The sequence below is a fragment of the Massilia antarctica genome, from assembly GCF_015689335.1.
In the GTDB taxonomy this organism is placed as follows: domain Bacteria; phylum Pseudomonadota; class Gammaproteobacteria; order Burkholderiales; family Burkholderiaceae_D; genus Telluria_A; species Telluria_A antarctica.
Map to the genome: position 1 here is coordinate 1,976,886 of NZ_CP065053.1, position 13,355 is coordinate 1,990,240.

At 63.1% G+C, this 13,355-nt stretch carries 13 protein-coding genes; 7 read left to right on the forward strand and 6 right to left on the reverse strand.

The genetic code is table 11. The features are described from left to right. The first annotated feature begins 122 nt into the window (after positions 1–122). Genes IV454_RS09005 through IV454_RS09030 form a run of 6 tightly spaced genes read left to right on the forward strand, consistent with a single transcriptional unit; the run spans position 123 to position 4,366 of the window. Positions 123–368 carry an acyl carrier protein gene (locus tag IV454_RS09005; RefSeq protein WP_054265609.1) on the forward strand — a complete coding sequence of 82 codons (246 nt, stop codon included), beginning with the start codon at positions 123–125 and terminating at the stop codon, positions 366–368. Beyond that, complete coding sequence (locus tag IV454_RS09010) at positions 368–1,252, forward strand: hydrolase 2, exosortase A system-associated (RefSeq protein ID WP_206091200.1); 885 nt, start codon at positions 368–370, stop codon at positions 1,250–1,252. Before IV454_RS09005 ends, IV454_RS09010 begins: the two co-directional genes overlap by 1 nt. Continuing rightward, on the forward strand, positions 1,239–2,096 hold the full coding sequence (locus IV454_RS09015; RefSeq protein WP_206091201.1) for a hydrolase 1, exosortase A system-associated: 858 nt from the start codon (positions 1,239–1,241) through the stop codon (positions 2,094–2,096). The genes IV454_RS09010 and IV454_RS09015 overlap by 14 nt, the downstream gene beginning before the upstream one ends. Before the next feature lie 38 nt (positions 2,097–2,134). Next, positions 2,135–2,761, forward strand: a complete 627-nt coding sequence (locus IV454_RS09020; RefSeq protein ID WP_206091202.1) for a tetratricopeptide repeat protein — start codon at positions 2,135–2,137, stop codon at positions 2,759–2,761. Between the two features lie 51 nt (positions 2,762–2,812). Next, complete coding sequence (locus tag IV454_RS09025) at positions 2,813–4,021, forward strand: VanZ family protein (protein ID WP_206091203.1); 1,209 nt, start codon at positions 2,813–2,815, stop codon at positions 4,019–4,021. Between the two features lie 57 nt (positions 4,022–4,078). Further along, positions 4,079–4,366, forward strand: coding sequence for a hypothetical protein (locus tag IV454_RS09030; protein ID WP_206091204.1), 288 nt, complete (start codon positions 4,079–4,081; stop codon positions 4,364–4,366). On the opposite strand, the gene prsR is transcribed toward IV454_RS09030, so the two are convergent. The 5 genes from prsR to IV454_RS09055 all read right to left on the reverse strand — a co-directional run bounded on the left by prsR (position 4,363) and on the right by IV454_RS09055 (position 11,777). Further along, positions 4,363–5,718: a PEP-CTERM-box response regulator transcription factor gene (gene prsR / locus IV454_RS09035; RefSeq protein WP_206091205.1), complete on the reverse strand. Its 1,356-nt coding sequence runs from the start codon at positions 5,716–5,718 to the stop codon at positions 4,363–4,365. The two genes, IV454_RS09030 and prsR, sit on opposite strands and share 4 nt — an antisense overlap. 31 nt (positions 5,719–5,749) lie before the next feature. Continuing rightward, complete coding sequence (gene prsK, locus IV454_RS09040) at positions 5,750–7,825, reverse strand: XrtA/PEP-CTERM system histidine kinase PrsK (protein WP_206091206.1); 2,076 nt, start codon at positions 7,823–7,825, stop codon at positions 5,750–5,752. 82 nt (positions 7,826–7,907) lie between these two features. Next, positions 7,908–9,314: a TIGR03013 family XrtA/PEP-CTERM system glycosyltransferase gene (locus IV454_RS09045; RefSeq protein ID WP_054265616.1), complete on the reverse strand. Its 1,407-nt coding sequence runs from the start codon at positions 9,312–9,314 to the stop codon at positions 7,908–7,910. Positions 9,315–9,382: 68 nt separating this feature from the next. Then, complete coding sequence (locus IV454_RS09050) at positions 9,383–10,420, reverse strand: SDR family oxidoreductase (protein ID WP_206091207.1); 1,038 nt, start codon at positions 10,418–10,420, stop codon at positions 9,383–9,385. 64 nt (positions 10,421–10,484) lie between these two features. After that, complete coding sequence (locus tag IV454_RS09055; protein WP_206091208.1) at positions 10,485–11,777, reverse strand: nucleotide sugar dehydrogenase; 1,293 nt, start codon at positions 11,775–11,777, stop codon at positions 10,485–10,487. 813 nt (positions 11,778–12,590) lie between these two features. Here IV454_RS09055 and IV454_RS09060 point away from each other — a divergent pair. Beyond that, a complete protein-coding gene (locus IV454_RS09060) occupies positions 12,591–13,043 on the forward strand; it encodes a hypothetical protein (protein ID WP_206091209.1) in 453 nt (150 codons plus the stop codon). Here IV454_RS09060 and IV454_RS09065 read toward each other — a convergent pair. After that, positions 13,033–13,212, reverse strand: coding sequence for a hypothetical protein (locus IV454_RS09065; RefSeq protein ID WP_206091210.1), 180 nt, complete (start codon positions 13,210–13,212; stop codon positions 13,033–13,035). The genes IV454_RS09060 and IV454_RS09065 overlap by 11 nt on opposite strands. Between the last annotated feature and the right edge of the window lie 143 nt (positions 13,213–13,355).

Here is a 13,355-nt window from a genome sequence, read left to right on the forward strand (position 1 = left end):
GGGCGCAGGTGGATGGCGGTCTGGACTGATCGTCCATCCGCCGTGTACCATGTCGCGATCTCTCCCGTTGCTTCCGCCATTGGCGGGGACGACGATCCAGCATTCATTTATCTAGGATTTCCATGTATCTCGAAGACATCAAAACCATCCTCACCGACGTGCTCAGCCTGGGCGATGCCGGCAAGGACCTGAACGAACAATCGGCCCTGCTGGGCAGCATCCCGGAGCTCGACTCGATGGCGGTGGTGAACCTGATGGCAGCGCTGGAAGAACATTTCGGCATCACCATCGACGACGATGAAATCAGCGCCAGCACCTTTGAAACCCTGGGCAGCCTGAACGCATTCGTGAAGCAAAAACTGGCCTGATGACCGCGCATCCCAAGCCGCCCGGCGCCGAGCCCTTCTTTCTCCAGACGGACTTGGGACAACGTTTCTGCCTGTTCCACCCGCCCGCCGGGCCGCACTGCCACGGCGCCGTCCTGTACGTGCATCCTTTCGGCGACGAAATGAACAAGGCGCGCCGCATGGCTGCCCTGCAAGCGCGCGCGCTGGCGGCGCAGGGCTACGGCGTGCTCCAGCTCGACCTGTACGGTTGCGGCGACAGCAGCGGCGAATTTGCCGAAGCCCGCTGGGACATCTGGAAAGACGACCTGGCCGCCGGTTGCGCCTGGCTCTCGGCCCGCCTGTCCGCGCCGCTGAGCCTGTGGGGCCTGCGCCTGGGCGCCTTGCTGGCGCTGGACTATGCCCATGACAATGCCCAACATGCGCGCCACCCGCTGGCGCAACTGGTGCTGTGGCAACCGGTGCAAAACGGCGCCACTTTCCTGACCCAGTTCCTGCGCCTGCTGACCGCCAACGCCATGCTGGCCGAAGGCGGCGACACCAAAAAATCCGATAAAAGCACGGGCACGGCCGCCTTGCGCGCCACCTTGCTTGGCGGCGAGATGCTCGAAGTGGCAGGCTACGACATCGCTCCGGCCCTTGCTGTCGCCATCGACAGCAAGGACGCGGCCAGGCTCGCGCCATTGACCTGCCCGGTGCACTGGATGGAAACCTCGGCCGCGGCCGAGCGCCCGCTCACACCCGCCGTGCTGCGCCTGGCCGAGGCCTGGCGCGCGGCCGGCGTGGACCTGCACTTGCAGCAAGTGAGCTGCACGCCGTTCTGGTCGACCCAGGAAATCGCTGAGTCGCCCGAACTGCTGGCGGCCACCTCGGCCCTGTTTCAAGGAGCGCCGCATGGACTATCGTGAAGACGTGCTCCGCTTCGACTGCGGGGGCGATGCGCTGTTCGGCATCGTCAGCGTGCCCGCGCAGCCGGCCAGGCGCGCCGTGCTGATCGTGGTCGGCGGCCCGCAGTACCGGGTCGGCAGCCACCGCCAGTTCACCACGCTCGCGCGCGGGCTGGCGGCGCAGGGCATCGCTTCCTTGCGCTTCGACTATCGCGGCATGGGCGACAGCCACGGCGCCATGCGTGATTTCGAAGTGGTCGGCGACGACCTGCGCGCCGCCGTCGACAACCTGCTCAAAGCCCTGCCCGGTGTTGAAGAAGTGGTCATCTGGGGCTTGTGCGACGGCGCCTCGGCCGCGATGTTCTACGCCGCCGGCGATCCGCGCGTGACCGGGCTGGTGCTGCTCAACCCGTGGGTGCGCACCAGCGGTGGGCATGCCAAGGCCACCATCAAGCACTATTACCGCGCCCGATTGTTTGACCCGGAACTGTGGAAAAAGATCCTGCGCGGCCAATTCAATGTGGCCGCCGCGGCCGGCTCGTTCCTGCGCATCGCGGGCGCCGCGTTCGGCAAGGGCAAGGGTGGCGCTGCCGGCGCCGCCGCTGCCGCGCCGGTAGCGCTGCCCGACCGCATGCAGGCCGCCCTGGCGCGCTTTCGCGGCAAGGTACTATTGATCATCAGCGGCGCCGACCTGACCGCGCAGGAATTTCTCGACACCGCCGCCGGCTCGGACAAGTGGCAAGCCTTGCTGGCCGCGCCGCAGGTATCGCGCCAAACCTTGCCCGAGGCCGACCACACGTTTTCGCGCCGAATATGGAAAGACCAGGTGGTGAACTGGACCGGCGACTGGCTGCGCTCGTGGTAAGCGCGCGCGGCCGCATTCATGCCAGATAAAGGATATCGATGAAACTCTTGCCTTACCTGTTGGCCGGCACCGTGCTGCTGACCTCGACCAGCGCCCAGGCGCTCAATTATTGCGGCGAACTGAAGAATCACTACGGCCCGCTCGACTACCGCAAGCGCGGCCAGGTCAACCTGGAGATCGTCGAGGGCGCCCACTTCACGCCCGAGGTCGAGGCCGGCATCAAGGGCAATACCAGCTATCTCGGCGGCGACATCGACTACACCCTGCGCGCCATTCCCAACCATGTGCGCGCCCTGGCCACCCTGGCCATGGTCAGCCTGCGCGACAAGCAAGTGAAAGTGCCCGCAACCAAGTGGCCGGTGGAATGCTATTTCAACCGCGCGATCCGCTTCGCGCCCGATGACGCCGCCGTGCGCGCCACCTATGGCAATTATCTGCTGGCGCTCGGCAAGACCAACGAAGCCGTCACCATGTTCACCAGCGCGGTCGAATTGCAGCCCGAAGACCCGACCATCAATTACAACACCGGGCTCGCCTATCTCAGGAAAAAAGAGTACGACAAGGCCAGGCTGTACGCCAAAAAGGCGTATGAACTGGGCTTTCCTTTGCCGGGGCTCAAGAACAAGCTGGTCGAGGCCGGCAAGTGGGAGGAGCCCGCGCAATGACGCGCCCGCTGCCCGGGCGCCAGCGCCGCGGCCAGGACTGAGGCGCACCCGATGCGCCGCCTGGTCCTGGTGTTTGTCGTCCTGATCGTCTACGGCAGCCTGTATCCGTTTACCGGATGGAGCGCGCCGGGCGCACCCCTGTTCGGCTTTTTGTTTGGTGGCCACCTGCGCGTGGAAAAGGCCGACCTGGTCCAGAACGTGCTGGCCTATATGCCATTCGGCCTGTTCATGGTGGCCTGGCTGATGCGCAGCACGCGTTTCGGCGTGGCGCTGGTGACGGCGGCCGTGGCCGGTGGCGCGCTGAGCCTGTCAATGGAATCGATCCAGCAATTCCTGCCCAGCCGGGACGCCTCGCGCATCGACCTGGTCTTGAACATTGCCGGCAGCGTGGCGGGCGGCATGCTCGCGTCACTGCTGCATGGCCACACCCTGGCCGGGCCGCGCCTGGTGGCCCTGCGCGCGCATTGGCTGCGCAGCGGCACCCTGCCCAACCTGGGGCTGGCGGCGCTGGCGCTGTGGGCCTTGTCGCAAACCAGTCCGCTGGTGCCGACCTTCGACATGGAGCAGCTGCGCCACGGGCTGGCGCTGCTGTACCGCTCGCTGCAACAGCCGCAGGTGATGGACATGGCGCAGATGCTGACCTACGCCTGCTACCTGGCCGGCCTGGGTCTGCTGGCGCGTACCGTCACGCGCGACGACAAGCCGGCCTTGCTGCTGTTCGGTTCGCTGGTTGCCTGCGTGCTGGTGCTCAAGATCATCGTCGACGGGCGCCAGCTGTCGCTCGAAGCGGTCGCCGGGGCGTTTGCCGCGTGGATGTTCTTGCTCGCCGCCAGCCGGCTGCGCCAGGCGGCGTGGATCGGCATGGTGCTGATCGGCGCCGGTTTCGTCATCAGCGAGCTGGCGCCGGGAACGGACGGCATGCGCTATGGCTTTAACTGGATTCCGCTGGTGGGGCAAATGCGTTCGCTGTCGGGCTTGCAGAATATCCTGGAGATTTTCTGGCCGTTTTTCGCGATTGCCTGTTTTGCGCGCTTGCTTACCCCGATCGGGCACCGCCAGCCGGTGGTGGTGATCGGCACGGTGGGCATTGCGGCAGCGGTGTTCTGGCTCGAATGGGAGCAGCAAGCATTGCCGGGGCGGTTTGGCGATATCACCCAAGTGCTGCTGGCGTGCGCCGGATGGGTGATTCCGTGGACCTTCGCGGGGCCGGATTTTACGTCGAAGGCGGATGAAAAAAAGCCGGCGGTACGGGTAGGATAGTCGTCGGTGTCAGCGCAATCCCGTTGCGCTGCTCACGTCCTTTTAAAGCATTCAGATATGACATTTTCAACGGTATTTTTCTGCTTGCTGGCGGCAAGACTCGTGTCCGACATGCTCGGCATGCTTAGCGAGCATCCCGTTTTCGATATCGTCTCGGGAACGATCATTCTGCTCGCCGGCGCTATCTTGCTGGCCATGGACGTGCGCGACCCCTTCGGCTACGTCGCCTTGGTGATGGCTGGATACTGCATGGTCCGCGGCGCAACGGGATTGTCGAGGCGGCGCGACAATGCGAAGCTTGCCGACGCGCCTAAAGCCTGCCCGCCTGAACGCCAGAGCAACTAGGCGCTCGCCGCCGCCGACTTGATCGCATGCCGGCCCATCAGGTCGTACAAGGTCGGGCGGCTGATCCCCAGCAACTCCGCCGCGCGCACGATATTCCCGTCGACCCGCGCCAGCGCCTTGACGATGGCCGCATACTCGGCCTCGTCGCGCACCTGGCGCAGGTTGATCGGCTGCTCGGGTTCCGCCGAGGCCGACAATCCCAGATCCTCGGCCGTGATCTGCGGCCCGTCGGCCATGATGATCGCGCGCTTGATGCAGTTTTCCATCTCGCGCACATTGCCCGGCCACGGGTAGCTTTCGATCACGCCGATGGCTTCCTGGCTGAAATGCAAGGTCGGCCGCGATTCCTGGGCGCAGAACTTGTTCTTGAAATGGTGGGCCAGCAAGGCCGCGTCGCCGATCCGGTCGCGCAGCGGCGGAATGGTGACCACGATTTCCGACAGGCGGTAATACAAATCCTCGCGGAAACGCCCGCTGGCCGACAAGGCTTTCAGGTTCTGGTGGGTCGCGCACACGATGCGCACGTCGACCGCGATTTCCTCATGCCCGCCCACGCGCTCGATCACGCGCTCCTGCAAGAAGCGCAGCAATTTGGCTTGCAGCGACATCGGCAAGTCGCCCACCTCGTCGAGAAAGAAGGTGCCGCCGTGCGCCAGTTCGACCTTGCCCTTGGTCTGCTTGACCGCACCGGTGAACGCGCCTTTTTCGTAGCCGAACAGCTCGCTCTCTAACAGGTTCTCGGGAATCGCCGCGCAGTTGATCGCCATGAAGCGCTGGTTGGCGCGCGGACTCAACTGGTGCAGCGCGCGCGCCAGCACTTCCTTGCCGGTGCCGCTTTCGCCCAGCACCATCACCGACGCCGAGGTCGGCGCCACTTTTTCGATATTGCGGCACACGCGCTGCATGCCGGCGTCGCGGCTGATCACGCCGCTCAGCGGCGAATCGACCTGTGACTGGCGCATGCGGCGATTTTCCTGCTGCAGCGCGTGCAGATAGAAGGCGCGCTGCACCACCAGTCCCAGCATTTCGGGATCGAACGGCTTCTGGTGGAAGTCGTAGGCGCCCAAGCCGATCGCTTCGACCGCATGCGCATGGTTCTGGTTCCCGGTCAGGACGATGACCTTGGTGTCGGGCGCCAGCGCCAGGATCTGGCGCAGGGTGGCCAGGCCTTCGGTGGCACCGTCCGGATCGGGCGGCAAGCCCAGGTCCATGGTCACCACCGCCGGCTCGTGGCGGCGCACCTGGGCCAGCGCGGCGTCGCGGTCGCCCGCCACCACCACCTCGTAGGCATCGAAGCACCAGCGCAGCTGCTTTTGCAGGCCGGGGTCGTCTTCGATGATCAGCATCTTCATTTTGTTTTGGGTCACAGCGATCCTCTGGCCGTCACGCGGCTCTGTCGACAGTTTGGATATCCTGCTGGCACAGGGGCAGGGTGATTCTGAACGTGGTGCCGCGCGGCGGCGTGCTGCTCACCGCCAGGCTGCCGCCGAGTTCGTGGATATATTCGCGGCTCTCGAAGGCGCCAATGCCCATGCCGGCCGATTTGGTCGATTCGAACGGTTTGTACAGGCGCTCGCGGATGAATTCCTCGCTCATGCCTTCGCCGCTGTCGCGGATCTCGATGATAACCGAATCATCCGCGCGGCTGAGCGTGATGGCCACCTGGCCTTCCTTGGGTGTGGCTTCGATCGCGTTCTGGATCAGGTGGCCCACCACCCGTTCCAGCCGTTCCCAGTCGGCTACCACGCGCAGGCGCGCTTCGCTGACCGTGAGCAGGGGGCGCGGCTCGAAGGCAGCCTTGTTGGCCACCGCCTGGACCAGCAGTTTTTCGATCGATAGCGGAGCCGGGCGCTCCTGCGACGCGCTGCGGCTGAGCTTTTGCAGCATCAGGCGCATCTTTTGCACCGACAGGGTCACGGTTTCGAGCATGTCGCGCTGGAACTCGGGATTATCCTTGTGCTTTTCGGCATTCGGGATCAGCAAGCCCAGCTGCGACACCAGGTTCTTCAGGTCGTGCACCACGAAGGTCGACATGCGGTTGAAGGATTCGAACTGGCGCGCCAGCATCAGGGCGCTGGCCGCTTCGTGCTGGGCCAGGTAGCTGGCGGCCTGGCTGCCGGCAATCTTGAGCAGGTCGATCACTTCCCAGTTCAGGGTGATCGCGCTGCGCGGCTGCAACAGCAGCATGAAGCCGAACAGGCGGCCTTGCAGCATCAGCGGTACCACCAGCCGTCCGCGCGGAAATTTACTCAACCACTCGGGCAGCACCAGGCCTTCGTACTTGTCGGGGTCCTTGGAGAACTCCTGCAGGTCGACCACCCACTGGCGCGATTCCAGGAAGCGGCAGAAGGCCGAGTCGTCCGGCTCGGACGGCGCGCTATCGGGCAAATGCCAGCTCGCCACCGGTTCGCACTGGCCCGCTTCGCGCCGGATCCACAGCATGCCGCCCGAGCTTTCCACCAGCTCGCCCACCGCTTGCAGGGTGCGTTCGCCCAGGTTGGGACCGGCTTCGGACAGGGTGCGGGTAAAGCGCAGCCATTCTTCGCGGTAGTCGTAGTTATAGCTATAGAAATGCTTGCTGATGAACACTTTCAGCCAGGAGCGGAAGGTGCCCGAGAACAAAATGCCGGCCAGCAGCACGAGCGCGCCGAACAGGAAAGCCATCTGCATCAGCGAGCCCCACTGGCCGCCAAAGTAGCGCAAATAATACCCGGCCGCGCCCATGGCCAGCAGGTAGGCGGCCGAGCCGAACAGGGCGGCCGAATGGAACAGCAGGCGGCGCGATACGGCGATATGGGTCGACCACGAAGCGCTGCGCGCCACCGATACCGCGATCAGGGGCGCGGTCAGGGCATTGACCACGCCGCGCGCGGACCAGATCTCGGGATTGACCTGGCGCATCAGCAGGGCGTTACTGTACAGATAGAAATCGTAGACGAAGATGCCGCCGATGCCGAGGCAGACGAACTTGATGGCCCAGCGTTCCTGCACCGGCTTGTTGCGGTACAACTGTTCGACCAGCAGCATGCCGAGCACGGCCATGCCGATGCGCGCCATCACGCCAAGGATGCCGCTTTGCTGGCCCAGTACGGCCGGGAAGAATTCGGACAAGACCTTGTCGGCCAGCACCAGCAGGTACAGCGCCGCGACCGCGGGCAGGGCCGGGGTGCTGCGCAGCTGGCGCCAGCTGGTGCCCTCGAAGTGGCCCAGCAAGGACAGCAGCACCACGGTCCAGGCGCCGTTGCGCGCCACTTCCAGCAGTTCGCCGGCCCAGTTCTGGGGCAGGGTACCCCAGGCCTGGGCTGCCAGGATGCCGCTCCACAGCACTGTCAGGGCGCAGGCGCTGGTCAGCACCGATGCATGCTGGCGGCCGCGCCAGCGCGTGCCCAGCACGGCAGCGAGCATCGCAAACGCCAGCGCGGCAATGGAATAGCTAAAGGTCGCGATGTTGGTCAGCATTCCGGTCCCGTCGTCTTTCCGGTGTGGATCGAATTGCCGGGCGAGGCCGGCGCAGCCGCCCGCCGCAAGGTGCAGGCCGCAGTCAACGCCCGTGACTGCCCATGACGACCTTGAGGGTGTCGATCAGGATCAGCAGGTCGAGGAACAGACTGTTGTTTTTCACGTAATACAGATCATACTGGAGCTTTTGCACCGCGTCATCGACTGACGCGCCATAACCGTAGCGCACCTGGGCCCAGCCGGTGATGCCGGGCTTGATGCTGTGGCGCACGTTGTAGTAGGGAACCTGCTCGGTCAACTGCTCGACGAAGTAGGGCCGCTCGGGGCGCGGGCCGACGAAGCTCATCTCGCCCTTGAACACGTTGAGGATCTGCGGCAACTCGTCGATGCGGCATTTGCGGATGAAGTTACCCACGCGGGTGACCCGCGGATCGTTCTGGGCGGCCCACTGCGGCTTGCCGCCCTTTTCGGCATCGTTGTACATGCTGCGGAACTTGAGCACCTTGAAGGTTTCGCCATTCGTGCCGACCCGTTCCTGCTGGTAAAAAATCGGCGCGCGGTCTTCGATGTAAATCGCCAGCGCGGTCAGGAACATCACCGGCAGCGACACCACCAGCAAGGTGGCGCTGACCGCCAGGTCGAAGGTGCGCTTGACGAAAATGCGGATGAAGCTCTGGTCGAAACCGCCGCCGAATACCAGCCAGCTCGGTTGCAGCGAGTCGACCCGGATCTGGCTCGTTTCGCGCTCGAAGAAGGTGGCGGCATCGATCACTTTCACGCCGTACAGTTTGCACTCGAGCAGTTCCTTGATCGGAAAGGCGCCCCCGCGGCGGTTTTCCACCGACACCACGATTTCTTCGACGTCATGCCGGCGCGCCAGGGTCAGCAAGGACTCGTCGCCGTGCACTTCCAGCAGGGCCGAGGCCGGCACCCGCGATTCCTCGGACGGCATGGCGATGAAGCCGGCGATTTCGTAGCGGTGATATACCTGGTCGCGGTTGGCCAGTTCGCGGCATTCGTTGGCCAGGGCGCCGCCGCCGACGAACAGGATGCGCGACTCGAACTTGCGCGCTTCGGAGGTCTTGAGGAAAATCGTGCGCGCCACAAAGATGCCGCCGGCCCCGATCATGAACACCAGCAGCATGATGCCGCGCCCGAAATACAGGTTGGGCGCCACGTAGAACAGCAGTGTCAGGATGCAAAAGCCCATCGCGAAGGACGGCAGCAACTTCTGGAAGAAGGGATTGCGCAAGCCTTCGGTCAGGTTGAGCTGGTACATGCCGAGCGCGCTCATGCTGAACACGATGGCGATGGCGTAGGCGATCGCCGAGATCAGGAAATTGTCCAGGTGCGGCGGCAGCGAGGTCTTGCCGTCTTCGTAGACGCGCAGCGCCGCGCCCGCGTACGCCGAACCGATCAGGATCAGCACCTCGACAAACAGCAGCACGAACACAACTCGTGAGACATAGTGATTAGAAATCCGAAGCATTTTTCCACCCCTGGACAGGAAAAGTGGCGCTGCGTGGCGGACCCAGATGGCGCCCGGCCGCAGCGCTTTTAGTTGTTATAAGTCAAATTCCGGATGTACCATGCCATGGCTTGCTGCATGCCCTCGCCGATCCGGTGGGTGGGGGCAAAACCGAGTAACTTGATCGCTTTGGAAATATCGGCCTGCGAGTGACGCACATCGCCGGCGCGGAAGGGCGCGTACTGCGGCTGATGTTCTCGCACGTGCGGAAACTGTTCTGCCAGCAATTCGCACATCATCGCATGCAGCTGGTTCAGGCTGGTGCGCTCGTTGAGCGCGACGTTGTAGACCTGGTTGTTCGCTTCCGGGTCGTCGGCCAGGGCGGCCAGCAGATTGGCCTGCACCACGTTGTCGATATAGCAGAAGTCGCGGCTGGTTTCGCCGTCGCCATTGATGAACAGCGGCTTGTTCTTGATCAGCGCGGCGATCCATTGCGGGATCACGGCGGCGTAGGCGCCGTCCGGGTCCTGGCGCGGGCCGAACACATTGAAGTAGCGCAGGCCGATGGTCTGGGTCCCGTAGCAGCGCCCGAACACTTCGGCATACAGTTCATTGACATACTTGGTGATGGCGTAGGGCGACAGCGGGTTGCCGATCTCGTCCTCGACCTTGGGCAGGGCCGGATGGTCGCCGTAGGTGGAGCTGGAGGCGGCGTACACGAAGCGTTTGACCTTGGCGTCGCGCGCGGCCACCAGCATGTTCAGAAAGCCCGTGACGTTGGTATCGTTGGTGGTGATCGGGTCTTCCATCGAGCGCGACACCGAGCCGAGCGCCGCTTCGTGCAGCACATAGTCGGCGCCGGCCACGGCCCTGGCGCAATCGTCGGGCACCCGGATGTCGCCGCGGATGAAGGTGAAATTGGCCCAGGCGGCACTGCCGACCAGCTCGCGCACCTGGTCCAGGTTGTGCTGGTGGCCCGTGGCGAAATTGTCGAGGCCGGTGACCTTCTGGCCCAGCCGCAGCAGCGCTTCGACCAGGTTCGACCCGATGAAACCGGCCGCGCCCGTCACCAGCCAGTGGCTGCGGTGCGCGCGCAAGTGCTGTTGAACCTCGATAAATTTACCCACGGCAGACTCCAATTTTTATTCATACTGCATACAAGGAAGCGCCACCGGGCGCTCCCCAAGCGCGCTACAGGCGCCAGACCGAAAACCCGGCGGCGCGCAAGGCGTCCTGGTCGAACAGCGATTTGACATCCATGAAACAGGCACCCTTGTTCAGCTTGGCCTGGAAGTCGGACAGCGGACGCGCCAGCAACTCCTTGTGCGAGACCGCCGCGATGATGGCGTCGGCCTGCGGCAGGCGTTCCCAGCTTTCCAGTTCCACGCCGTACTCGTGCATGGCTTCGGCGGCATCGGCCACCGGATCGTGCACATGCACCTGCACGCCGTAGGTTTGCAGTTCGGTGATGATATCGGCCACCTTGGAATTGCGCAGATCCGGGCAGTTTTCCTTGAACGTCAGGCCGATCACATTGACTTTCGCGCCCTTGACATTGAAACCGGCCGCGATCATCGACTTGACGGTTTTTTCGGCCACGAACTTGGCCATGCCATCGTTGATGCGGCGCCCCGCCAGGATCACCTGCGGGTGGTAGCCGATCATTTCGGCCTTGTGCGTCAGGTAATACGGATCGACGCCGATGCAATGCCCGCCCACCAGGCCCGGGCGGAACGGCAGGAAGTTCCACTTGGTTCCGGCCGCCTTCAGCACTTCCAGGGTATCGATGCCGATTTTATCGAAAATGATGGCAAGTTCGTTCATCAGCGCGATATTCAAGTCGCGCTGGGTATTCTCGATGACCTTCGCCGCTTCCGCCACCTTGACCGACGCGGCCCGGTACACGCCGGCCGTGATGATCGATTCGTACAGCTTGGCCACTTCGTCGAGGGTGGCTTCGTCGTCGCCCGACACCACCTTGAGGATGGTGGTCAGGGTATGTTCCTTGTCGCCCGGGTTGATGCGCTCCGGCGAAAAGCCGACATGGAAGTCTTCCATCCACTTCAGGCCCGAATGCTGTTCCAGGATGGGGATGCAGACTTCCTCGGTCGCGCCCGGGTACACGGTGGACTCGAAAATGACGATCGCCCCCTTTTTCATATGCAGGCCGACGGTCTTGCTGGCCCCGGCCAGCGGCGTGAAATCGGGATTGTGGGCGATATCGACCGGGGTCGGCACGGCCACCACGATGTAATCGGCGCCGGCGATGGCGGCAGGGTCGGCGCTGACGGTCAGGTGCTGCGCGGCGCGCAACTGGTCACTGCTCAGTTCGCCCGTAGGGTCGATGAAACGCCGATAGCTATCGATCTTGCTGGTCGACAGGTCGAAACCGATCGTCGTGCGTTTCTTGCCGAATTCGACGGCCAGTGGCAGGCCGACATAACCCAGGCCAACGACGGCCACTACTTTTGCTGCTGCTTCCATCTGGATTCCCTGTTTATAACGTATTTGTTATTATAGCAACTGAATTACACCGGCAAAATTTCCAGTTTGAAAAGAACGGCCGCGCGCCGGCCACGCCGTTTTTCCCTGCTGTCGCTTGACCTTGCGTGCCGCATCGGGGCCCGGCAAAGATTGCACGCGGCATAGGCCGCCGACCAGTAAATAATGATCGGAAGCATACCATTAGGAATATACACTCTTTCCTTGCGAAATAGCAAAGTTCGTTACAACTTGATTAACTTTAAAAGAAATTTGTGTTGTTATTTTTATCTGTCCATGACAGGGGTGACGTTTCGCGGGAGCGGCGCGCGAGGGTGCGTCCGCTGGACGCGATCAGGGTCGCGCCACGTTCCGGAAAAGGCCGCATAAGACGGGCCTGAATCGCTATTGTAATGAGGTGCCACGGGCCAAAAAAAGTATTATTGGTAACTGTTGCGTTTTTGCCCTGACGATTTTTTTAGGTGGGCCAGCGCCTTTCTGGCCTTTAGTTTGAGCGTGCGCAAAGTGCGCTGCCGAGAACTTGAACATGACCTCCATACGGGAGTTCAAGCACAAGGAGGACCACTGCATCAAGGTCGTCATGCATCCCTGGCATTGACGGGCAAGCTCAAGCGGGTGGCGGTGTCATGTTTGTGCACGGACAGTATCAATTTTCGCTACCACTGGTAGGGTTTACTTTTGCGCAACCTGAGTACCTATACTGCGAATCAGCCGAACTTGCAGTGCGTCAGCCAGACTGGATGACGCTGCAGATGACGGGCTTCGCGATGCGTTTTTACTCAGGAGATTGGTAACATGATCAAGGCAAAAAAAATTTTGGCGTTGGTAGCGGTATCGACCATGCTGTCGGCTTGCTATGTCGTTCCGATCGATCAATATCCACCTCGCGGAAACGGCAACTACAATAACAATGGCGGCGGTGTCGCCATCGTGCCGGTGCCGGCCATCCGCCCGGTGTACACGGCGCGCCTGTACCCGGCCAACGACGAGGCATCGCGCCTGGGCCGCATTTCCGGCACCATCAGCAATCCGGAACGCGGGCATGGCGAATTCTCGTTTGCCGTCGGCGGCGAAGCATTCTCCGGCGAAGCGACACGCGATCCGGGCTCGACCAAAGGCGTGGCCAACGCCTCCGGTAACCGCGGCGGTTATACGCGCTGCGAATACGTGATGACCCGCGCCGAAATGGGTTCCGGCACCTGCGTGTTTTCGAACGGCGCGCGTTTCGACATGCACATCACGCAGTAAGCAGCAGCGCGGCAACGGCAGCACGCTGCAGGGCGCTGACGGCGCCCGCCGTGGCCGGCGCCTGCCAGTACTGCCGCGTGGCGCGCTGATCACGCCTGGCGGCCGCGTCGCCGGCGCTTGGGGCGGACAGCGCCGGCGTCCTTCCCTGGCCGACGCGGCGGCCACCCATTGACCCCCCCATGCCGGCCCCAAGCCGGCTGGCAGGGTGTTTAGTGTTGCCAGCTAAACTTCGGCAACAATCCCGATCCGTATTGACGGCGCCAGTAACGCCAGCCAAAATATTTTCATAAATACAAAAATTGCACGCCTTGG